Raw genomic sequence first — 22,201 nt, 5'->3', positions numbered from 1 at the left:
CTCATGTCAGCGGCGGCGGCCCCGGCCGCCCTCGTCGCCGTGCTCGCCGTGCCCGTCGCCGCGCTCGGCGTCGCGCGGGCCCAGCAGCTCGTCCGCCAGCGTCGGCAGGTCGTCCAGCGGGGTCTCCTCGGCCCAGTCCGGGCGCTGTCTGTTTCGGCCCGGCATGTTCGCGAGGTCGACCTGGGGCAACTCGCGTGTGCTCGCCTCATTGTCATCCGGCGCGACCGCGGGCAGCACCTCGGTCTCCTCCGCGTCACCCCGTGGCGGCACGGCGGGCAGCACCTCGGTCTCGTCGGCCGCCCCGGGCGGAACCGACACCTGCGGCAGCTCGGTCGTCACCTCGGCCTCGGAGGGCCCGAACGAGGCTGACGGCGCCGACGACCCGGACGCCCCGGCAGGCCCTGTGTCGGGCCGGCCCTTGCCCGGCACCCTCGGCAGCACCGCCGTCTCGTCCGTGGCGCCCGGTGCCTTGGAGAAACCGGCCCCGTCCGTCCCCTTGGGACCCGTCTCCGCCGCGGCCGCGGCCCGCTCCGCGAGGCGCCGGGCCTCCTCGGCCCGCCGCAGCGCGTCCTCGGCCTTGCGCTGCTTCTCCAGGCGCAGCGCCTCGGCCTCGGCGCGCAGCCGCGCCTCCTCCTCGGCCTGCTTGCGGAGCCGTTCTTGCTCCGCCCTGCGCCGGACCTCCTCCTCCGCCCGCGCCTTCTCCTCGGCGAGGAGCCGCTGCCGCTCCTCCTCGGCTCGGCGGGCGGCCTCCTCGGCGCGCCGCCGGGCCTCCTCCGCCTGCCGTTCGGCCTCGCGCCGCTGCGCCTCCTCCAGCTCGCGCCGCTTGCGCTCCTCCTCCTCGGCACGCAGCCGCGCCATCAGCTCCTGGCGCTCGCGCTCCAGGCGCTCCTCCTCCGCCTTGCGCGCCGCTTCCTCCTCCGCCTTGCGGCGGGCCTCCTCCTCGGCCCTGCGCCGGGCCTCCTCACGAGCCTGGATCTCGGCCTCGGAAAGCGGCAGCACCTGGTCGAGCCGGTGCCGGATCACGGTGCCGACCGCGTCCGGCTCCTGACCGGCGTCGACCACCAGGTACCGGCCGGGGTCGGCCGCGGCCAGGGTGAGGAAACCGGCCCGCACGCGCGCGTGGAACTCCGCGGGCTCCGACTCCAGCCGGTCCGGTGCCTCGGTGAACCTCTCGCGCGCGGTCTCCGGCGCCACGTCCAGCAGCACGGTGAGGTGCGGCACCAGGCCGTTGGTCGCCCAGCGGTTGATGCGGGCGATCTCGGTCGGGGACAGGTCGCGCCCGGCGCCCTGGTAGGCCACCGAGGAGTCGATGTAGCGGTCGGAGATGACGACGGCGCCGCGCTCCAGTGCGGGCCGTACGACCGTGTCGATGTGCTCGGCCCGGTCCGCCGCGTACAGCAGGGCCTCCGCGCGGTGGGACAGTCCGGCGCTGGAGACGTCCAGCAGGATCGACCGCAGCCGCTTGCCGACGGGTGTCGCCCCCGGCTCGCGCGTGAGGACGACCTCGTGGCCCTTGGTCCGGATCCACTCGGCGAGCGCCTCGGCCTGCGTGGACTTCCCGGCCCCGTCGCCGCCCTCCAGGGCGATGAAGAAGCCGGCGCCCGCCGGGACCGGCGCCGGGTCGTCGCCGCCGAGCAGCGCGTCCCGCAGGTCCTGCCGCAGCGGCACCCCGGAACGGTCGTCGACCTTGGCCAGCACGAGCGCGGCCACCGGCAGCAGCAGCGCGCCCACCAGCATCAGCGTGAACGCGGCACCACCGTGCGCGAAGACGAACCGGCCGCTCTCCAGCCGGTGCGGCCCGATGGCCGCGGCCACCAGCGGGGCGATCACCGCGCCGAGTGCCACGAAGACGCGGACGACCGCGTGCAGGTGCTCCGTCGTACGGGCCCGCCGCTGGTCCTCGGTCTCCTGATCGAGCAGCGTGTGCCCGGTGTTGGCCGCGATGCCCGCGCCCACGCCGGCCAGCGCGACGATCAGCAGCACGCTGGTGACGTCCGGCACCAGACCGGCGGCCAGCAGCGCGACGCCGGTGAAGGCGAGCGCCAGTGCGAGCAGGCGGCGCCGCGACAGCGACGGCAGCAGGGCGGGCGCCGTCCGTATACCGACGACGACACCGCCGGTCAGCGCGCCCACCAGCAGGCCGTACAGCACGGGCCCGCCGCCCAGGTCCTTGGCGTGCAGCACGAACACCGCGACGGCGGCCGACACCGCGGCGGCCACCAGGGCGGACGCCAGCACCAGCAGCGGCATCACACCGGTGCGGCCCTTGTCGGGGCCGGTACCGGCGGTGCTCTTCGGGCGGCGCAGCCCCTCCAGCGGCGAGCGCGGGCGCGGAGTGCGCGTGGCGGGCAGCTCGAGGAAGGTCAGTATCGACAGCGACGCGGCGAACAGTCCGGCCGCGACATACGAGGCGAGGGCCGCCTGGTGCTGGGCGAACCAGTCGAGGCCCGTGCCCAGCAGGTTGTTGAACAGCCCGGCGACGACGAGTACGAGGGCCGCGACCGGCACCACCACGAAGGCCGTGCGCAGCGACAGGCGGCGCAGCGCGTCCATGTGGTCCGGCAGCGGCCGCACCGTCGCGCCCTCCGGGGGCGGGGCGGGCAGCAGCGCGGGCGCCGCGCTCTCCCGGCACACCGTCCAGAACCGCTCGGCGACCGATGTCACGAAGGCGGTGACGAGAAGGACGGCCAGGGCGTCGCCGGGCGTCCAGTCGATCCACAGCGGGGCGACGATCAGCAGGGCCGCCCGCAGCCCGTCCGCGCCGACCATGGTCCAGCGGCGGTCCAGCGGTCCGTCCGGCGAGGTGAGCGCCGTGAGCGGGCCGAGGAGCACGGCGCCGAACAGCAGCGTCGCGAGAATCCGCACCCCGAAAACGGTCGCCACTGCGAACGCGGCGCCCCGGGAGCCGCCGCCGAACGAACCTTCGGCGATCGTCGCCTGGAGGGCGAGGAGGACCAGCACGAGGAGGGCGAGGATGTCACCGACACCACCCACGAACTGCGCGCTCCACAGCCGCTTCAGCTGCGGTCGGCGCAGCAGGGCGCGGACGGCGCGCTCGCGGGAGTCCGCGACCAGTGCGTCGTCGGGGGCCGGTTGAGGGGCCGCTGGCGGTTCGGCTCGCATCATGCGTTCAGCCTATCGGCCCGCGCCGACACCCCGGCGTTCCGCCCTGACATGCGCACGCCCCGACACCGAAGTGTTGCCGGGGCGTTCGCATTCCGAACCCTTGGCGAAGATCCGCACCTGGGAGCGGCCGACGGACCGCCGTGACGCACAGGGTCCTGAGGGCGCCTCAGTCCTCTCAGTCCTCAGCGCCGTTCGAGGCAGTCGCCTTCTTCGCGGCGGTCTTGGCCGCGGCGGTCCTGGTCGCCGTCGCCTTCTGCGCGGTCGTGGTCTTCGCCGCGGTCTTCTTGGCTGCCGCCGTCTTCTTCGCCGGAGCCTTCTTGGCGGCCGTCTTCTTGGCCGGGGCCTTCTTGGCGGCCGTCTTCGCCGTCTTCTTGGCGGGCCCCTTGGCGCGCTTCTCGGCCAGCAGCTCGAACCCGCGCTCCTGGGTGATCGTCTCGACGCTGTCACCGGAGCGTAGGGTCGCGTTGGTCTCGCCGTCGGTGACGTACGGACCGAAGCGGCCGTCCTTCACCACGACCGGCTTCCCGCTGACCGGGTCCTCACCCAGCTCCTTCAGCGGCGGCTTGGCCGCGGCCCGGCCACGCTGCTTGGGCTGGGCGTAGATCGCCAGTGCCTCCTCCAGCGTGATCGTGAAGAGCTGCTCCTCGGACTGCAGCGACCGCGAGTCGGTGCCCTTCTTCAGATACGGCCCGTAGCGGCCGTTCTGTGCGGTGATCTCCACGCCCTCGGCGTCGGCGCCGACCACGCGCGGCAGCGACATCAGCTTCAGCGCGTCGTCGAGCGTCACCGTGTCCAGGGACATCGACTTGAAGAGGGAGGCCGTGCGCGGCTTGACCGCGTTCTTGCCGGTCTTCGGCGTGCCCTCGGGGAGGATCTCCGTGACGTACGGCCCGTAGCGGCCGTCCTTGGCGACGATCGGGCGGCCGGTCGCCGGGTCGGTGCCCAGCTCGAAGTCGCCGCTCGGCTTGGCGAGCAGTTCCTCGGCGAACTCCACACTCAGCTCGTCGGGCGCCAGGTCCTCGGGGACGTCGGCCCGCTGGTGGCCCTCCGCGTCCTTCTCACCGCGCTCGATGTACGGACCGTAGCGCCCGACCCGCAGCACGATGCCGTTGCCCACCGGGAACGACGACACCTCGCGCGCGTCGATCGCGCCCAGGTCGGTCACCAGCTCCTTGAGGCCGCCGAGGTGGTCCCCGTCGCCGTTGCCCGCCTCGGCCGCGTCGCCGTTGCCGGTGCCGGTGCCGGTGCCCTCGCCGAAGTAGAACCGCTTCAGCCACGGCACGGACTGCGCCTCACCGCGCGCGATGCGGTCGAGGTCGTCCTCCATCTTGGCGGTGAAGCCGTAGTCGACGAGCCGGCCGAAGTGCTTCTCCAGCAGGTTGACCACGGCGAAGGAGAGGAAGGACGGCACGAGGGCCGTGCCCTTCTTGAACACATAGCCTCGGTCGAGGATCGTGCCGATGATCGACGCGTACGTCGACGGGCGGCCGATCTCCCGCTCCTCCAGCTCCTTGACCAGCGACGCCTCGGTGTAGCGGGCCGGCGGCTTGGTGGCGTGGCCGTCGACCGAGATCTCCTCGGCGGTGAGGGCGTCGCCCTCGGCGACCTGCGGCAGCCGGCGCTCGCGGTCGTCGAGCTCGGCGTTCGGGTCGTCCGCGCCCTCGACGTACGCCTTCAGGAAGCCGTGGAAGGTGATGGTCTTGCCGGACGCGGTGAACTCGACGTCCCGGCCGTCGGACGCGGTGCCACCGATCTTCACGGTGACGGAGTTGCCGGTGGCGTCCTTCATCTGGGAGGCGACGGTCCGCTTCCAGATCAGCTCGTAGAGCCGGAACTGGTCGCCGGTCAGGCCGGTCTCGGCAGGGGTGCGGAAACGGTCGCCCGAGGGCCGGATCGCCTCGTGCGCCTCCTGGGCGTTCTTCACCTTCGCGGCGTAGGTGCGCGGCTGCGGCGGCAGGTAGTCGGCGCCGTACAGCTGCGTGACCTGGGCGCGGGCGGCGGCGACCGCCGTGTCGCTCAGCGTCGTCGAGTCCGTACGCATGTAGGTGATGTAGCCGTTCTCGTACAGCTTCTGCGCGATCTGCATGGTGGCCTTCGCGCCGTAGCCGAGCTTGCGGCTCGCCTCCTGCTGCAGCGTCGTCGTACGGAACGGGGCGTACGGCGAGCGGCGGTACGGCTTGGACTCGACGGAGCGCACGGAGAACCGCGTGTTCTCCAGGGCGGCGGCCAGGGCGCGGGCGTTCGCCTCGTCGAGGTGGAGGGTGTTCGCGCTCTTGAGCTGTCCCAGGGAGTCGAAGTCGCGGCCCTGCGCGACGCGCCTGCCGTCGACGCTCTGGAGGCGGGCGACCAGCGACGACGGGTCGGAGACCTCCCCCGCCCGGCCCGTGGAGAAGGTGCCCGTCAGGTCCCAGTACTCGGCGGAACGGAACGCGATGCGCTCGCGTTCCCGCTCGACCACGAGCCGGGTGGCGACGGACTGGACACGGCCGGCGGACAGCCGGGGCATGACCTTCTTCCACAGGACCGGCGAGACCTCGTAGCCGTAGAGACGGTCGAGGATGCGGCGGGTCTCCTGGGCGTCGACCAGCTTCTGGTTGAGCTGGCGCGGGTTGGCCACGGCCTCGCGGATCGCGTCCTTGGTGATCTCGTGGAAGACCATCCGCTTGACCGGGATCTTCGGCTTGAGGACTTCCTGGAGGTGCCAGGCGATGGCCTCGCCCTCGCGGTCCTCATCGGTGGCGAGGAAGAGTTCGTCGGACTCCTTCAACAAGTCCTTGAGCTTCTTGACCTGGGCCCTTTTGTCGGCGTTGACCACATAGATCGGCTGGAAGTCGTGTTCGACGTCCACACCGAGACGGCGGACCTCACCGGTGTACTTCTCGGGCACCTCCGCGGCGCCACTGGGAAGGTCGCGAATATGCCCGACGCTCGCCTCGACGATGTAGCCAGGGCCGAGATAGCCCTTGATCGTCTTCGCCTTGGCAGGCGACTCGACGATGACGAGTCGGCGGCCGCCCTTCGCGGTCTCGCTGGTCGGGGACAACTTCGCTCTTCTCTCCGGTCGACACTGGGGCCTCCCCGGGCTCTCGTCCCGGGGTCGGGTCTGCATTCACGGCTCGTGACGCTGCGGAGTGTGACGGTACCTCCCGCCCCCGTGTCAAACGGGAAAAGCCCGCAACGGCCACTCGAACGGTAACCCGACTTGCACCGTTCCTGCCGCCCGGACTGTCCAGACCCGGCCCGCTCCCCTGCGGAGCGCGACCTCTCGATTACTCGAACCCCCAGTTCGCCCGCGGTCCTCAGAAGCGGATGAGACACCACACGCCGAGGACGAGAGAGATCAACGAGACGAGGCTCGCGACGCCGGCCGATGCGACGGGGTTCACACCCTGGGTCACGGGGCGACGCAGGCGGACGCGCGTCACGGTCCAGGCCAGCAACCCGCCCCCGAACAGGCAGAACACCAGCCCCGCGAAGATCGCCGGTCCGCTCTCCATGGTTCCCTGAACCCCTTCCCCCGGCCGCTGACGCCGGCCCGGGGATGAGGCTGGCACGCGCGAGCGGCGCGCAGGCGAACCGAAGGTGAACGCAGGGACGACGGGGGCGGGTGGGACGGCGGCCGGGTGCGGCCCGGCTCCCGGTGGGGGTGTCCGGAACGACTCGAAAGTTGGCGAACCGAACACTCTTCCGAGCACCTGCCGGGTGCGTTCCCAGCACCGCGCGCGCCGCACCACCGGCACCCGCCGCCCTCGCTACCGCGTCACGGCACCCGCCCGTCCTCGCGGCCGCGCCCCGTCACCCCACCGGTTCCAGGAACCCCTGTTCCACCAGCAGCCGGATCTGGGCGGGCGTGCGGTCGCGCAGCAGCACCGGGTCCTCGCCGAGGAGCTGGGCGATGGCGTCGAGGATGCGGCCCGCGCTCATCGTGCCGTCGCACACGCCCGCGAAGCCCGCGCCGATCGTGTCCACCCTGGTGGCCCGGCGCATTCCGCGGTTCTGGCGCAGCACCACATGCTCCGGGTCCTCCGCGCCGGGCAGCCCGACCTGCTCCTGCACGACCTCGTCGGCCAACCGGAAGCTCGCCTCGAGCAGCGCCGCGTCGTCGTGCGTACGGAGGTAGTCGAGCCGCTCGAAGTGGGCCCGCACCGTGTCCCCGAGCGGCTGCTCGACCGGATGCGGCCACTCCTCCACCGTGACCGACGGCAGGGCGGCGCCCGACTTGCGCAGGGTGATCCAGCCGAAGCCGACGGCCTTCACGTCGCGCGCCTCGAACTCGTCCAGCCAGGCGTCGTAGCGTGCCTGGTAGTCGGCCGCGTCGCCGCGGTGGTCGCCGGCGTCCCGCAGCCACAGCTCGGCGTACTGAGTGACGTCCTGCACCTCGCGCTGCACGATCCAGGCATCGCACCCGCGAGGCACCCATGACCTGAGCCTGTCCTGCCAGTCCTCCCCTTCGACGTGCTGCCAGTTGGCGAGGAACTGCGCGAACCCGCCTTCACGCAGTCGGTCCCCCGCCTCCTGAACGAGCGTGCGGCACAGATCGTCCCCGCCCATCCCGCCGTCGCGGTAGGTGAGCCGCGCGCCCGGCGAGATCACGAAGGGCGGGTTGGACACGATCAGGTCGTACGTCTCGCCCTCCCGGACCGGTGCGAACAGCGACCCCTCGCGCAGATCGACGGCCGGGGCCCCGGAGAGGGCCAGGGTGAGCGCGGTGATGTGCAGCGCGCGCGGGTTGACGTCCGTCGCCGTCACGCGCGTGGCGTGCCGGGTGGCGTGCAGCGCCTGGATGCCGGAGCCGGTGCCGAGGTCGAGCGCGGAGGCGGCGGGCGTGCGGACGGTGATCCCGGCCAGGGTCATGGACGCCCCGCCGACGCCGAGGACGACTCCCTCCTCCCGGCTGCCGATGCCGCCGGCGCCGCCGACCGCGCACCCCAGGTCGGACACGATGAACCAGTCCTCACCCGCGGGCCCGCCGTACGGCCGTACGTCCACGGTCGCGGTGAGCTCGTCCGCGCCGACACGCGCCAGCCACCCGTCCTCCAGGCAGGCGTCGACCGGCAGGACGTCCGCCACGCGCGCGCGAGGCACGGGTTGCTGCAACAGGAACAGCCGTACGAGCGTCTCCAGCGGCGTGTCCCCGCGAGTCGCCCGGAACGCGGGCACGGTCTCGCTGCGGGCCAGCGCCGCGTACGCGGGAGCGCCGAGCAGTTCGAGCAGGCCGTCGGCGGTGAAGGAGGCTCCGAGCAGCGCGTCGCGGAGACGGGCGGCGGTGTCGGAGCGGCCGGACGGAGGAGCCGAGGGGGCCGAAGGAGCCGAGGGGGACAGGGGCAAGGGCGGCAGACCGGTGTTACTCACACCCTCCATTGTGGCCGCCGCCCTCGCCCCACGCGTGCCGTGACCCCCACGGCCGCGACGGCCTCGGCTGCCGCGCCGTCAGCTCTGCGTGGCCTGCCCCGGAGCGGTGGCCGTCTTGCAGCTGGGCTGGCGGGCCATCGCCTTGCCGACCTCGCCCTCCTCCAGTGTCTTGAGGGCGTTGTTGCCGCTCTTGCTGAGCTTGTCCAGCTCGGTGGCGATGTCCTTGAGGCCGTCGGCGAACTTCGCCTGGTCGTCCGTGTCGAGCTCGTCAACCTGCTTCTTCAGGGAGGCGTACGACGCGGAGATGCCGTTGAGCTCCTTGACCGCGTCCGCCTGCTTCTTCTCGCCGTTCTCGACGTCCGGAGCCCCCGCCTTGTTCACGGCCGCGCCGATCGCCTTGTAGGCGTCGGACATGTCCTGGAAGGCCTTCGAGTCGGTCTTCTGGACATCCTCCGGCGTGCTGTTGTCCGAGGTCTCCTTCTGGATCGCGGCGTTGGCGGCCGCGATCTTCTTCGCCTGCGGCTGCACCGCGTCACAGACCTGGTTCGCCCAGGAATCCAGCTTCTCGTTGCTGTCGTCGCCGCCGCATCCCGTCAGCGCCAGTACCAGTACCGCACCGCCGGACAGTGCGGCCGCGAGCTTCTTGTTCACCGGATTGGCCCCTTCCTTGGCTCCCGGCCCCGGAACATACACGCCAGATGGGCGACATCCCCCCGCCGAACGTCCGCTAAGACAATTTTTGAAGCCATTTGCACCAAGCGAGAGAAGGCTCACGGCAAGGGGGCGCGCACCACACGGCGCGGGCGGGCGACGCCTCAACTCGCGTCGCCCGCCCGCGCCTTGAGCAGGCCTTCGGTGACTGGACCTACGAAACCACCGCCGGGTCGACCGACTTGTGATCAGGTTCGGAGTTGCCTTCGTCACCCATGGCTATACCGCGCCGTTTGGACACGTACACCGAACCGACGATCACGGCCAGTGCCAGGACCGCGATCAGTATCCGCACGGCGACGCTCTTGTCCGCGCCGTAGGAGAACTGGATGACCGCGGGCGCGATGAGCAGCGCCACCAGGTTCATCACCTTCAGCAGGGGGTTGATGGCCGGCCCCGCGGTGTCCTTGAAGGGGTCGCCGACGGTGTCACCGATGACGGTGGCCTCGTGGGCCTCGCTGCCCTTGCCGCCGTGGTGGCCGTCCTCGACGAGCTTCTTCGCGTTGTCCCACGCGCCACCGGAGTTGGCGAGGAACACCGCCATCAGCGTGCCCGCGCCGATCGCGCCCGCGAGGAAGGCGCCGAGCGCCCCGACACCGAGCGTGAACCCGATGAAGATGGGTGCCATCACGGCCAGCAGACCGGGTGTGGCGAGTTCGCGCAGGGCGTCCCTGGTGCAGATGTCGACGACCTTGCCGTACTCCGGTTTCTCGCTGTAATCCATGATCCCGGGCTTCTCGCGGAACTGTCGCCGCACCTCGAAGACCACCGAACCCGCCGACCGCGAGACCGCGTTGATCGCCAACCCCGAGAAGAGGAAGACGACCGCCGCGCCCGCGATGAGCCCGACGAGGTTGTTGGGCTGCGAGATGTCCATCATCAGGCTCATCGGCGCGCCCTCGCCGCTGAGCCGTTCGCCCACGTCTCTCGCGCCGGTGGTGATGGCATCACGGTACGAGCCGAACAGTGCCGCCGCCGCGAGCACGGCCGTGGCGATGGCGATGCCCTTGGTGATGGCCTTGGTGGTGTTGCCGACGGCGTCCAGGTCGGTGAGCACCTGGGCGCCCGCGCCCTTGACGTCGCCGGACATCTCGGCAATGCCCTGCGCGTTGTCGGAGACCGGTCCGAAGGTGTCCATCGCGACGATCACACCGACCGTGGTGAGCAGGCCGGTGCCGGCCAGCGCCACCGCGAACAGCGCCAGCATGATCGACGTGCCGCCGAGCAGGAAGGCCCCGTACACGCCGAGGCCGATCAACAGGGCGGTGTAGACGGCCGATTCGAGACCGAGGGAGATACCGGCGAGGACGACGGTGGCCGGGCCGGTGAGCGAGGTCTTGCCGATGTCCTTGACGGGACGCCGGGTGGTCTCGGTGAAGTAACCGGTGAGCTGCTGGATCAGGGCGGCGAGCACGATGCCGATGGCCACCGCGACCAGTGCGAGGATCCGCGGGTCGCCGTCCATGCCCTGGATCGCCTCGTCGGTGACGCCGTCGAGGTCGGCGTACGACGACGGCAGATAGGTGAACACGGCGATCGCGACCAGGACCAGTGAGATCACCGCGGAGATGAAGAACCCGCGGTTGATCGCGCTCATGCCGCTGCGGTCGGCGCGTCTCGGGGACACCGCGAAGATGCCGACCATCGCGGTGAGGACGCCGATCGCGGGCACCAGCAGCGGGAAGGCCAGTCCGGCGTTGCCGAAGGCGGCCGAGCCCAGGATCAGCGCGGCCACCAGCGTCACGGCGTACGACTCGAACAGGTCGGCCGCCATGCCCGCGCAGTCGCCGACGTTGTCGCCCACGTTGTCGGCGATGGTCGCGGCATTGCGCGGATCGTCCTCCGGAATGCCCTTCTCGACCTTGCCGACCAGGTCGGCGCCGACGTCGGCGGCCTTGGTGAAGATGCCGCCGCCGACACGCATGAACATCGCGATCAGCGCGGCCCCGAGCCCGAACCCCTCGAGCACCTTCGGCGCGTCGGCCGCGTACACGAGCACCACGCAGGTGGCGCCCAGCAGGCCGAGCCCGACGGTGAACATGCCGACCACGCCGCCCGTGCGAAAAGCGATCTTCATCGCTTTGTGCGAGACGGCGGTGAGATCCTTTTCCGGCTCGCCCTGAGCCGGTGTGGCCTCGCGGGCCGCCGCGGCGACTCGCACGTTGGTGCGCACGGCGAGCCGCATGCCGATATATCCGGTGGCCGCCGAGAACGCCGCTCCGATCAAGAAGAACACCGATCGTCCGGCACGCTGATTCCAGTCGTCCGCGGGCAGCAGCATGAGCAGGAAGAACACGACGACGGCGAAAACGCCGAGTGTGCGCAGCTGACGGGCCAGGTAGGCATTCGCGCCCTCCTGGACCGCTGCGGCGATCTTCTTCATGCTGTCGGTGCCCTCGCCGGCCGCGAGTACCTGGCGCACCAGGACGCCCGCGACCACCAGTGCCGCCAGTGCCACGACCCCGATGACCACCACGAGCACACGGTTTTCGTCGGTCAGCACGGCTGCTGCGAGAGAGATGGGTTGGCCCGGCTGATGTGAGATGGAAAGCCCCGCCATTCGTCCTCCTTGACGCTTGGGCTGAGCTCAAGATGTGGACGGGATTCTAGGTACCCGGAACCTGATCGAAACAGAGCGCGTTAAATGTAAATCGCCGCACATACTCTTCACGCCATGATCACCTGTAATGCCTCTGGAGCATTCACCGATCGCCCGATGGATCGTGAATGAATTCACGCGGTGAACCGCACGGGAACGGCGGAACAGAAACCACAGTAAGCGCGGGCGGTGACACCCGCACATGCCGAAGGGCCCCACGGGTGGGGCCCTTCGGAAAAGAAGTCGCTGTTCGGGTGACTCGGGTCGGGCGGCCGGGTGACCGGCCGGGGCGAGCGGTCGGGCGGATCAGCCGTGGAAGGTGGCCGGCGGCGTGGTGGACCACCTCATGCGGATCGTTCCGCCGTGTTCCCCGGAACTGACCTCGACGTCGTCGACGAGTCCGCTGATGACCGCGAGGCCCATCTCGTCCTCCTCGATCTCGGCCTCGGCGCCTCCCGGCCCGTCGCCGGGCGTCCGCCCGCCGGGAGCCGGATGGGGCGCCTCATCACCGACCTCGATGGAGAACTGCTTCTCCTCCTCGGTCAGCAGCACCTTCACGGGGGCCGGGATTCCACCGTTCTGGTGGAGCCCGACGGCCCTGGTGCACGCCTCCCCGACGGCGAGCCGGACCTCGTCGAGGACCGTCTCGTCCACTCCGGCCCTGCGCGCCACCGCCGCCGCCACCAGCCGGGCGGTCCTGACATGCTCGGGCAGCGCGCTGAAGCGGAGCTCAACGGTGGCCATGCATCCCCCTCGCAGACTTCGGGCGTGCGGTGGAGAGGCCGGGCTGTCGAAGAGCCCGGTCCTCCTGGTACTTCACTGCTCTGCCCGGACGCGGACGCCCGGGCCCGATGATCAGTCGGTGGCCGCCACCGCTTCCTCGACCGAGGTGTGAATCGGGAACACCTTGGTGAGGCCGGTGATACGGAAGATCTTGAGAATGCGCTCCTGGTTGCAGACCAGGCGGAGCGAGCCCTCATGGGCACGCACCCGCTTCAGGCCGCCGAYCAGCACGCCGAGTCCGGTTGAATCGAGGAAGTCCACACCCTCCATGTCGACGACAAGGTGGAAACTGCCGTCATTCACCAGCTCGACCAGCTGCTCGCGCAGCTTGGGCGCGGTATATACGTCGATTTCGCCACCGACCCTGACGATCGTGCGATCGCCCATGGTCTCGGTCGACAGGGACAGGTCCACGGATCCTCCAGCACCTAGCTATCGAGCGGTCGCCCTTGGGGCATCTCGGCTCAGCCCCCGGGACGGTTCGCCAGCCGCGATGGCATTCAATCACTTACCGGCAGGCGTGCACGACGCCTTGGTCCCATTGTCCGTCATGCCGGTGACACACTCGGTGCCGATGGCCAAGAATCTCCGACCCGATCGGCCCCTGACGGACAGCGCTTCCCAGCCCGCGCCGGGGGCGCTCCTGTCCCGGCTCGCCGCCGGGCCGAGCCGGGCTTCGCGCATCACACATACGGAGCACTTGCCCCCGCGAGCGGGTCGCCATGCCCTCTGGCCGGACCGGATTCGCCCGGAGGTGCTCGCCGCCGTGCGGGCGGCGGGCATCGACCACCCCTGGGCCCACCAGGCACGGGCCGCCGAGCACGCCCTGGACGGCGAGTCGGTCGTGGTCGCCACCGGTACCGCCTCCGGCAAGTCCCTGGCGTACCTCATGCCCGTCCTGTCGGCGCTCCTGGACGGCTCCGAGGCCCCGAACGGCCGGGGCGCGACCGCCCTCTACCTCGCCCCCACCAAGGCCCTCGCGGCCGACCAGTGCCGCGCCGTGAAGGAACTTTCACAACCTCTGGGCCATTCGGTGCGCGCGGCGGTCCACGACGGCGACACTCCGTTCGAGGAACGCGAGTGGATCCGCCAGTACGCCAACTACGTGCTGACCAACCCGGACATGCTGCATCGGGCCGTGCTCCCGTCCCATCCGCGCTGGTCCTCCTTCCTGAAGTCGCTGAAGTACGTCGTCATCGACGAGTGCCACACCTACCGGGGCGTCTTCGGCTCGCACGTCGCCCAGGTGCTGCGCCGGCTGCGCCGCCTCTGTGCGCGCTACGGCTCCTCGCCCGTCTTCCTGCTGGCCTCCGCGACCGCCGCCGAGCCCGCGGTCGCCGCCCGCCGGCTCACCGGACTGCCGGTGGTCGAGGTCGCCGACGACGCCTCACCGCGCGGTGAACTGGTGTTCGCCCTCTGGGAGCCCCCGCTGACCGAGCTGCACGGCGAGAAGGGCGCCCCCGTCCGCCGTACGGCCACCGCCGAGGCCGCCGACCTGCTGACCGACCTCACCGTGCAGGGCGTCCGCTCGGTCACCTTCGTGCGCTCCCGGCGCGGCGCCGAGCTCATCTCGGTGATCGCGCAGGAACGCCTCGCCGAAGTGGCATCAGCGGCCGGCGCCGCGGGCGACCGCTCACTGGCCCGGCGCGTGGCGGCCTACCGGGGCGGCTATCTCCCCGAGGAGCGCCGTGCCCTCGAACGTGCCCTGCACTCCGGCGAACTCCTCGGACTCGCCGCGACGAACGCCCTGGAACTCGGCGTGGACGTCTCCGGCCTGGACGCCGTCGTGATCGCCGGCTATCCGGGCACCCGGGCGTCCCTGTGGCAGCAGGCCGGCCGCGCGGGACGCTCCGGGCAGGGTGCCCTCGCCGTCCTGGTCGCCCGCGACGACCCCCTGGACACCTTCCTCGTCCACCACCCCGAAGCCCTGTTCGACCGGCCCGTGGAATCCACCGTCCTCGATCCCGACAACCCCTACGTACTCGCCCCGCACCTGTGCGCGGCGGCCGAGGAACTGCCCCTGACGGACGAGGACCTGGAACTGTTCGGACCCGCCACCGGGGAACTCCTGCCGCAACTGGAGGCCGCGAAGCTGCTCCGCCGCCGGACGAAGGCCTGGCACTGGACCCGCCGGGAGCGGGCCGCCGACCTGACCGACATCCGCGGGGAGGGCGGCCGACCGGTCCAGGTCGTCGAGTCCGGCACCGGACGACTGCTCGGCACGGTGGACGCGAGCGCCGCGCACACGGCCGTCCACGAGGGCGCGGTCCACCTCCACCAGGGCCGCACGTATCTCGTCCGCTCCCTCGACCTGGACGACTCCGTCGCCCTGGTCGAGCAGGCCGCCCCGTCCTACACGACGGTCGCCCGCGACACGACGTCCATCTCCGTGCTGGAGACGGACACCGAGATCCCGTGGGGCGACGGCCGCCTGTGCTTCGGCTCCGTCGAGGTCACCAACCAAGTGGTCTCCTTCCTGCGTCGACGGGTCGTCACCGGTGAGGTACTGGGCGAGACGAAACTCGACCTGCCGCCTCGTACGCTGCGCACCCGCGCGGTGTGGTGGACGGTCACCGAGGACCAACTGGACCGGGCCGGGATCAACCCGGAGATCCTCGGCGGTGCCCTGCACGCCGCCGAGCACGCGTCGATCGGCATGTTGCCCCTCTTCGCGACCTGCGACCGCTGGGACATCGGCGGTGTCTCCGTCCCCCTGCACCCCGACACCCTGCTGCCCACCGTCTTCGTCTACGACGGGCATCCGGGCGGGGCGGGTTTCGCGGAGCGTGCCTTCCACACCGCCGGCGACTGGCTCACCGCCACCCGGCAGGCCATCGCGTCCTGCGAGTGCGAGGCCGGATGCCCCTCCTGCATCCAGTCCCCCAAGTGCGGCAACGGCAACGATCCTCTGCACAAGCGGGGTGCGGTACGGCTGCTCACGGTGCTGCTGGAGGGGGCCCCGGCGTCGGCGGGGGAATCGCCGGCGGAGGAGGCGGACCGGCAGGCCCCGCCCGTGCCCTGACCTCCGCCGCGAACGGCTCTCGTCCCGCGGCCACCGACACGTCCGAGACCTCACCGTCGACCGCGCACCGCACGAGGCGGGTGTTCTGCGCCCGCGCCACCCGGTCGGCCCGTGCGCAGGCCGCCGCCTCGCCGTCCATCCACCGGTCCGCCGCCGCCAGCGCGGCGAGGTCCGCGCCCCCGGCCGCCCGGTGCCGGACCACGACGGCCTGGCCGAGGGCGAGGACGACGCCGAAGACGACACACAGCACGGCGATCACCCCGACGCTCCAGACGGTCGCGGACCCGCGGTCACGTCCGCGGCCGCCGCCAGGGAGCCGGCCGTTCGGCCACCGGCGCCGGTCACGGAATCCTCCGCTCTTCATGTGCCCGCCCCCGCCGTCTCCTCCACGGCGGCCACCGCCTCCTCCCGTACGTCGAAGGGCAGCCCGCGCAGCACCGGGGGCCTGGCCACGACGACCACACGGACCCTCGCCGCCTCCCGGCGCACGGTGACCTCCGCCCCGGACGGCGCCGCCCGGCGGGCCACCTCGACGACCGCGCCGGGGGGATCCTGCCGGGCCGCCGCACGGGCACCCGTACGGGCCGCGTCCACGCACAGGATCCGCACCGCCACCACCAGCAGCCCCCACACCAGCGCCATCGCGAACATCACCAGCACAGGCAGCACCATCGCCGTCTCCGCCGTCACAAACCCCCGGTCCGCACGACGCGCACGCCACGCACGGGGACCATCGTCCGTCCGACGCTCACATCCGGCCATCGAGCGCCTGCTCCACGATCCTCGTCAGCGCCGCGTCGACCGGACCGCTCGTCACCACCTTGTAGAGCACCACGGCGAACGCCACCGCCGCCACGATGCCCATCGCGTACTCGGAAGTGACCATTCCGGTGTCCCTCCGCGCCGCCCGCATCCTGCACACCAGGGCACGCAGCCGTGCCCGTACCACCTGATACATCCCAACTCCCCTACAGATCCCCTACAGAAAAGCCCTGTTGAAACCACTCGGCTGTTCGTCCACTCACCGCCCCAGCGACTCACCCCCTCCCAGCACCCCGCCGGCGAGCCCGATCACCACGGGCAGCACGCCGACCGCGATGAAGGCGGGCAGAAAGCACAGCCCCACGGGTGCGGTGACCATGACGGCCGCCCGCCGCGCCCGTGCCGTCGCCGCGCGTGCCCACTGCGCACGGGACTCCGCGGCGAACCGGGTGACGGGCGCGGCCATGGGAAGCCCGGACACGTCGGCCCGTTCCAGCAGCCGGGCCAGAGCGGCGGCTCCCGGCACGGAGGCCAGCCGCCGCCAGGCCACACCCGGTTCACCACCGAGCCGTACCTCTGCCGCGCCCCGCATCAGCGCGTCCCCGACCGGCCCGCCCAGGGCCTCACCGACAGCCTGCGCGGCCGGTACCGGACCGGCGCCCGCCGCGATGCAGGCGGCCAGCAGATCGGCGGCGAGGGGTAGTTGCCGTGCCGCACCGACCGCCTCGCGCTCCCGCACGTGCGCTCCGGCAGCCGTCTGCCGCAGTCGCCACCGCCACAGTCCGACGGCGCAGGCCAGCCCCACCAGCACTCCGGTGAGGCCGCCCACCAGCGCCCATCCCGCGCACGCCACGCCCAGCGGGGGCAACCAACGCCGTGCGGTTCCCGGCACGGCGAGGCGCGGCCGGGCGGCCGGCGGCTCCACGGCCGACATCCCGGCCAGCCTTCGTCGCACCCGGTGCTCGCACCGCGTCCGGCGCAGCCACCAGACCGGCCAGCCGACCACCAGCGCCATCCCCGCGAAAACCCCCAGCCTGTGGACGACCTCGCCGCTCATCGCGCTGCCTCCTCGGCTCCCCGCATGATCCGCAGCACCCACCACAGCCCCAGGCCCTCCAGAACCCCGCCGACCACGAGGCAGCCGAACCCCGACGCGGTGTGCAGCAGGATGTGCAGCGGATCGGCCCCGAGGGCCGCGCCGAGTCCGAGCCCCAGGGCCGGGAGCCCGGCGAGCATCACCGCGGTGACACGGGCACCGGCCAGCTGGGCGCGCAGGTCCCCGCGCTGGTCCCGTTCGGCACGCAGCGCCGCTTCCAGCCGGTCGAGTCCGGCCGCGAGCCCTGCCCCCTGGTCGACGGCGACCCGCCAGCACGCGGCGAGCCCTCGAAGCCCCTCGGCGCCCGGCTGCCGTGCCGCCGCCGCGAGCCCGTCCGGGACGTCCCCGCCGAACCGCGCCGCCGCCAGTACCGCCGCCTGCGCTTCGCCGAGCCCGCCGGAATCACGCGCGGCCGGCGACAGCGCCTCACCCGGCTGCCGCCCGGCACGCACCTCACCGGCGAGCGCCCCGCACAGCGCGATCACCGCGTCGGCCCGGTTCTCCCGGACCCGGCGCTCCCGAGCGGCCAACCGCACCCGCCGCAGCAACGGCACCCCGGCCGCCCCCGCGACGACCGGCAACACCGACGAACCCAGCAGCGCCAGCACCACTCCGGCGGCCGGCGCCCACCATTCGGCCCGCAGCCGTCCACGGACCCGCCCCCACTCGCGGGCCACCCGGGGCCACCCCGGGGGCCCGCTCCCGACGGTCCCTCCGCCGGCCAGCAGCAGGCGCACCCGCCTGGCTCCGGCCCGGCTGCCGCCCAGCAGCCACGCGGCACCTCCGAGGCACGCCGTGGCCGCCCCGATCGACATCCCGGCAGTCCCGCTCACCCTCGCTCCCCTCTCACCCTCGACCGCTCCCACTCGCTCACCGTCCACCGCTTCGACCCGCTCACCGTCCGCCGCCCCCGCTCCCGTTCCGGAGCAGCTCCCGCAGCCGCTCCCACCCCGGCTCATGGGCGAAGGCGTCCGGGCCCCACCGCAGCGCGGGCACCGTCCGCACCAGCCCCGACGAGCCCCGTTCCAGCACGTGCACCTCCGCGATCCGCCTCCGGCCGCCCCGGTCACGTACGAGGTGCAGCACCACGGACAGGGCGGCCGCCAGTTGGCTGTGCAGCGCGAACCGGTCGAGCCCGGCCGCCGTGCCGAGCGCCTCCAGCCGGGCGGGCACGTCCGCGGCGGCATTGGCGTGGACTGTCCCCGAGCCTTCGTGTCCCGTGTTGAGGGCGGCCAGGAGATGGACCACCTCGGGGCCGCGCACCTCCCCCACGACCAGCCGGTCCGGCCGCATCCGCAGTGCCTGGCGCACCAGGTCCTCGAGCGTGACGAGTCCGGCGCCCTCCTGGTTCGCGGGCCTGCTTTCCAGGCGTACGACGTGTGGATGGTCGGGCCGCAGCTCGGCCGAGTCCTCGGCGAGGACGATCCGCTCGTCCGGCCCGACCAGCCCCAGCAGAGCGCTGAGCAGGGTCGTCTTCCCGGTCCCGGTGCCGCCGCTGACCAGGAAGGACAGTCGCGCGTCGAGCAGTGCGCGCAGGATCCGGTCGCCGCCCGGTGGTACCGTGCCCGCCGCCGTCAGTTCGTCCAGGGTGAAGGCGCGGGGCCGTACGACCCGCAGCGACAGGCAGGTGCAGCCGACGGCCACCGGGGGGAGCACCGCGTGGAGCCGTGTCCCGTCGGGCAGCCGCGCGTCCACCCACGGCCGGGCGTCGTCCAGGCGCCGGCCGGCCACGGCGGCGAGCCGCTGGGCGAGCCGCCGTACGGCGACCGCGTCCGGGAAGGAGACGCGGGTGAGCTCCAGCCCGCCGCCACGGTCCACCCAGACCCGGTCCGGTGCCGACACGAGCACATCGGTCACCGACCGGTCGGCGAGGAGCGGATCCAGCGGACCGCTGCCGATCAGCTCGGACCGCAGGTGTTCGGCGGCCCCCAGCACTTCGGCGTCGCCGAGGACTCGCCCCTGCTCCCTCAGTGCCTGTGCCACCCGCGCGGGCGTCGGCTCGGATCCGCTCTCCGCGAGCCACCGCCGTACCCCGTCGAGCAGGCCTGGCGGCGCCCCCGACCCGCCCACCGGTGTGCCGGACGCCCCTCCCCTCATCGGCGCCCCGACCGAGGTGACGCCCCGCAGGCCCGTCGGCGGCGCACCGCGTGTTCCGCCGAGGGCCGCGCTCTCCGGGCCGCCCACCGGCACGTGACGCGGCTGCTCCGCCCTCCTGGTGCTCCTGATGCTCATGTCGCCCTCGCCTCCACCAGCGCCCGCTCCCAGAACTCCTTGCAGAAGCGGGCCAGCGGGCCCCGGCCGGATGCCGCAGGTGGTTCTCCCGCCCCGGACGGACGCTGCAGGGCGGGCTCGACGGGTACGTCGCCGGCGAGGGGCAGTCCGAGCAGCCGGGCGACCTCCCGGTCGTCGAGGCCGGGCATGTACGGGCCGCGCACCGCCACTCGCAGGTCGCGCAGGACCATGCCGACGGCGGAGGCGACCCGTCCGGCCGCCGCGACGGCGCGCAGTTCCGCGGGGACGACCAGGAGCCCGAGGTCGAGCTGCGCGAGGGCCTCGGCCACCCCGCTGTCGACGCGGCGGGGCAGGTCGACCACGACCGCGCCGCCCCCGCGCCGGGCCGCGGCGAGCACCGCCCGTACAGCCTGGGGCGGTACGGCGACGCAGTCGCCCCGGTCCCAGCTGAGCACCCGCAGCGAGTGCAGCTCGGGCAGCGACTCCTCCAGGGCTCCACCGCCGACCCGCCCCCGTGAGGCGGCGAACGCGGGCCAGCGCAGCCCTTCCGCCGTTTCTCCCCCGAGGACCACGTCGAGTCCGCCGCCCAGCGGATCCGCGTCCACCAGGAGGGTGCGCAGACCCTCCCGCGCCGAGGTGACGGCGAGTGCGCATGCCAGGGTGGAGGCCCCGGCCCCGCCCCGGCCGCCGAGGACGCCGACGGTCAGGGCCGGCCGGCCGACGCCCTCGGCCACGTCGGCGATACGGTCGACCAGCCACTGCTCGCCGTCGGGCAGCATCAGCACATGGTCGGCGCCGATCTCCACGGCCCTGCGCCAGACCCCCGAGTCGTCCTGGTCGCGGCCGACCAGCACCACTCCTCGCCTGCGCGCGGCACCGCGTACACGCCGAGCGGCGTCGTCGCCGACGAGGACGAGCGGCGCGGCCTCCCAGCTGCCCCTCGGTTCCGGAACTCCGTGGTGGACCTCCGGGGTGGCACCGGCCGCGGCGCACAGACGCAGCAGATCGTCGAGAAGTCCGGGGTCCTCGGTGACGATCAGCGGTCCGCCCTGCCTGCCTCCTCCGGCGGCGGGCGGTGGATCGTGTGTGACAGTTCCTGCCATTTTCGTCCCCCTTCGCTGCATCTCACGGCGCCCCTGCGGCCCCGCGATTCCCAAACGTGTGAAGAACCGGCAAGCGGTCTCCATATGAACGGCCGCCAGAAACCGGCCTACGCGACTCGCCGAAACAGAACCGGCCATGAACTCGCCGCGAGCGGGACGCGTTGAAATCACGGTGCAGCGATCCGGGAAATCATGTGGATCTTGGTCGAAAACTGTGGACGGACCAACGGTTGTGAATATCTCCGTCACCCATACCGGCGAGCCCGGCACACCCCCGGACGACCTCCACAGAGCGATCCCACGACTACGCAGAGTTGAGAATCATGCTCATGTCAAATACTGACCGGTCCCGGTCGACCGATCACGCCTCGGCCATGGAGGGAAGGGGAAAAACCCACCCGGACATGCGACGACCCCCGCCGGGGGGGAGAGCGGGGGTCGTCCCCACGTCCGACTCGGGGGGGAGGAGCCGGACCGGGTTAGCACGGTCGCGAACGATCCGTGACTTCCATGGTGTACCCGAGAGGCCTCTCAGGCAAACCCACGCGCCACACCTTACGCCGAATGGGCTGCGCCTATGCTCAAGGCGTGGAAAACCACTCACTGCCCCGCACAGCCGCCTTCTTCGATCTGGACAAGACGGTCATTGCGAAGTCGAGCACGCTCACGTTCAGCAAGTCGTTCTACCAAGGCGGCCTGATCAACCGCAGGGCAGCCTTGCGCACCGCGTATGCCCAGTTCGTCTTCCTGGCCGGCGGCGCAGACCACGACCAGATGGAACGGATGCGCAAGTACCTGTCCGCGCTGTGCCGCGGCTGGAACGTCCAACAGGTCAAGGAGATCGTCGCAGAGACCCTGCACGACCTGATCGACCCGATCATCTACGACGAGGCCGCCACCCTCATCGAGCAGCACCACACCGCCGGCCGCGACGTGGTGATCGTGTCCACCTCGGGCGCCGAGGTGGTCGAGCCGATCGGCGAGCTGCTCGGCGCGGACCGGGTCATGGCCACCCGCATGGTCGTGGGCGACGACGGGTGCTTCACCGGGGAGGTGGAGTACTACGCGTACGGCCCGACCAAGGCCGAGGCGATCAGGGAGCTGGCCGAATCCGAGGGCTACGACCTCGCCCGCTGCTACGCCTACAGCGACTCGGCGACCGATCTGCCGATGCTGGAGTCCGTGGGCCATCCGCACGCCGTGAACCCGGACCGGACACTGCGCCGCGAAGCGGTCGCGCGCGAGTGGCCGATCCTGGACTTCCACCGGCCCGTCCGGCTCAAGCAGCGCCTGCCCGCACTCTCCGTACCTCCTCGCCCGGCCCTCGTGGCGGCTGCCGCCATAAGCGCTGCCGCGGCCACCGCGGGCCTGGTCTGGTACGCGAGCCGACGCCGGGCACCGGTGGTCTGACCGGC

Annotated in this window: 17 protein-coding genes; 2 read left to right on the top strand and 15 right to left on the bottom strand. The window is 72.2% G+C overall.

From position 1 onward, the window contains the following. Positions 1 to 6 precede the first annotated feature (6 nt). From tmk to bldG, 8 genes are all read right to left on the bottom strand, one after another. Positions 7 to 3,126 carry a dTMP kinase gene (tmk, locus tag DIZ27_RS06130; RefSeq protein WP_109377247.1) on the bottom strand — a complete coding sequence of 1,040 codons (3,120 nt, stop codon included), beginning with the start codon at positions 3,124 to 3,126 and terminating at the stop codon, positions 7 to 9. A 175-nt stretch (positions 3,127 to 3,301) separates the two neighbouring features. Continuing rightward, a complete protein-coding gene (gene topA, locus DIZ27_RS06125; RefSeq protein ID WP_109377246.1) occupies positions 3,302 to 6,169 on the bottom strand; it encodes a type I DNA topoisomerase in 2,868 nt (955 codons plus the stop codon). Positions 6,170 to 6,425: 256 nt separating this feature from the next. Continuing rightward, positions 6,426 to 6,623 (bottom strand): hypothetical protein, encoded by a 198-nt coding sequence (locus DIZ27_RS06120; RefSeq protein ID WP_109377245.1) that lies wholly within the window; start codon positions 6,621 to 6,623, stop codon positions 6,426 to 6,428. 298 nt (positions 6,624 to 6,921) lie between these two features. Next, positions 6,922 to 8,487 carry a class I SAM-dependent methyltransferase gene (locus DIZ27_RS06115; RefSeq protein ID WP_258308261.1) on the bottom strand — a complete coding sequence of 522 codons (1,566 nt, stop codon included), beginning with the start codon at positions 8,485 to 8,487 and terminating at the stop codon, positions 6,922 to 6,924. A gap of 69 nt (positions 8,488 to 8,556) precedes the next feature. Next, a complete protein-coding gene (locus tag DIZ27_RS06110) occupies positions 8,557 to 9,129 on the bottom strand; it encodes a small secreted protein (protein WP_181383403.1) in 573 nt (190 codons plus the stop codon). A gap of 214 nt (positions 9,130 to 9,343) precedes the next feature. Next, entirely contained in the window at positions 9,344 to 11,749 is a 2,406-nt protein-coding gene (locus tag DIZ27_RS06105; protein ID WP_109377243.1) for a sodium-translocating pyrophosphatase, read from the bottom strand. 345 nt (positions 11,750 to 12,094) lie between these two features. Continuing rightward, on the bottom strand, positions 12,095 to 12,532 hold the full coding sequence (locus tag DIZ27_RS06100) for an ATP-binding protein (RefSeq protein ID WP_109377242.1): 438 nt from the start codon (positions 12,530 to 12,532) through the stop codon (positions 12,095 to 12,097). Between the two features lie 111 nt (positions 12,533 to 12,643). Continuing rightward, on the bottom strand, positions 12,644 to 12,985 hold the full coding sequence (gene bldG, locus DIZ27_RS06095) for an anti-sigma factor antagonist BldG (protein ID WP_109377241.1): 342 nt from the start codon (positions 12,983 to 12,985) through the stop codon (positions 12,644 to 12,646). 79 nt (positions 12,986 to 13,064) lie between these two features. On the opposite strand from bldG, the gene DIZ27_RS06090 reads away from it, so the two are divergent. Then, positions 13,065 to 15,593: a DEAD/DEAH box helicase gene (locus tag DIZ27_RS06090; RefSeq protein WP_181383402.1), complete on the top strand. Its 2,529-nt coding sequence runs from the start codon at positions 13,065 to 13,067 to the stop codon at positions 15,591 to 15,593. Here DIZ27_RS06090 and DIZ27_RS06085 read toward each other — a convergent pair. The 7 genes from DIZ27_RS06085 to ssd form a co-directional block, all read right to left on the bottom strand. After that, positions 15,508 to 15,957: an Rv3654c family TadE-like protein gene (locus DIZ27_RS06085; protein ID WP_109377239.1), complete on the bottom strand. Its 450-nt coding sequence runs from the start codon at positions 15,955 to 15,957 to the stop codon at positions 15,508 to 15,510. The two genes, DIZ27_RS06090 and DIZ27_RS06085, sit on opposite strands and share 86 nt — an antisense overlap. Beyond that, positions 15,954 to 16,355 (bottom strand): TadE family type IV pilus minor pilin, encoded by a 402-nt coding sequence (locus DIZ27_RS06080; RefSeq protein ID WP_109377238.1) that lies wholly within the window; start codon positions 16,353 to 16,355, stop codon positions 15,954 to 15,956. Before DIZ27_RS06080 ends, DIZ27_RS06085 begins: the two co-directional genes overlap by 4 nt. Further along, positions 16,342 to 16,551 (bottom strand): DUF4244 domain-containing protein, encoded by a 210-nt coding sequence (locus tag DIZ27_RS06075; RefSeq protein ID WP_109377237.1) that lies wholly within the window; start codon positions 16,549 to 16,551, stop codon positions 16,342 to 16,344. The genes DIZ27_RS06080 and DIZ27_RS06075 overlap by 14 nt, the downstream gene beginning before the upstream one ends. A gap of 63 nt (positions 16,552 to 16,614) precedes the next feature. Beyond that, entirely contained in the window at positions 16,615 to 17,412 is a 798-nt protein-coding gene (locus DIZ27_RS06070) for a type II secretion system F family protein (RefSeq protein ID WP_109377236.1), read from the bottom strand. Continuing rightward, positions 17,409 to 18,266: a type II secretion system F family protein gene (locus DIZ27_RS06065; RefSeq protein ID WP_109377235.1), complete on the bottom strand. Its 858-nt coding sequence runs from the start codon at positions 18,264 to 18,266 to the stop codon at positions 17,409 to 17,411. Before DIZ27_RS06065 ends, DIZ27_RS06070 begins: the two co-directional genes overlap by 4 nt. Before the next feature lie 79 nt (positions 18,267 to 18,345). Next, the gene (locus DIZ27_RS06060) at positions 18,346 to 19,548 is read right to left on the bottom strand and encodes a TadA family conjugal transfer-associated ATPase (RefSeq protein ID WP_109377347.1); all 1,203 of its coding nucleotides are present in this window, start codon (positions 19,546 to 19,548) and stop codon (positions 18,346 to 18,348) included. Positions 19,549 to 19,679: 131 nt separating this feature from the next. After that, entirely contained in the window at positions 19,680 to 20,786 is a 1,107-nt protein-coding gene (gene ssd, locus DIZ27_RS06055) for a septum site-determining protein Ssd (protein ID WP_109377234.1), read from the bottom strand. Between the two features lie 564 nt (positions 20,787 to 21,350). Here ssd and DIZ27_RS06050 point away from each other — a divergent pair. After that, entirely contained in the window at positions 21,351 to 22,196 is an 846-nt protein-coding gene (locus DIZ27_RS06050; RefSeq protein WP_109377233.1) for an HAD family phosphatase, read from the top strand. Positions 22,197 to 22,201 lie beyond the last annotated feature (5 nt).

Origin of the sequence: Streptomyces sp. NWU339 (genome assembly GCF_003143855.1) — a bacterium.
Classification (GTDB): Bacteria; Actinomycetota; Actinomycetes; order Streptomycetales; family Streptomycetaceae; genus Streptomyces.
This window is presented reverse-complemented; position numbering and strand designations above follow the sequence as displayed.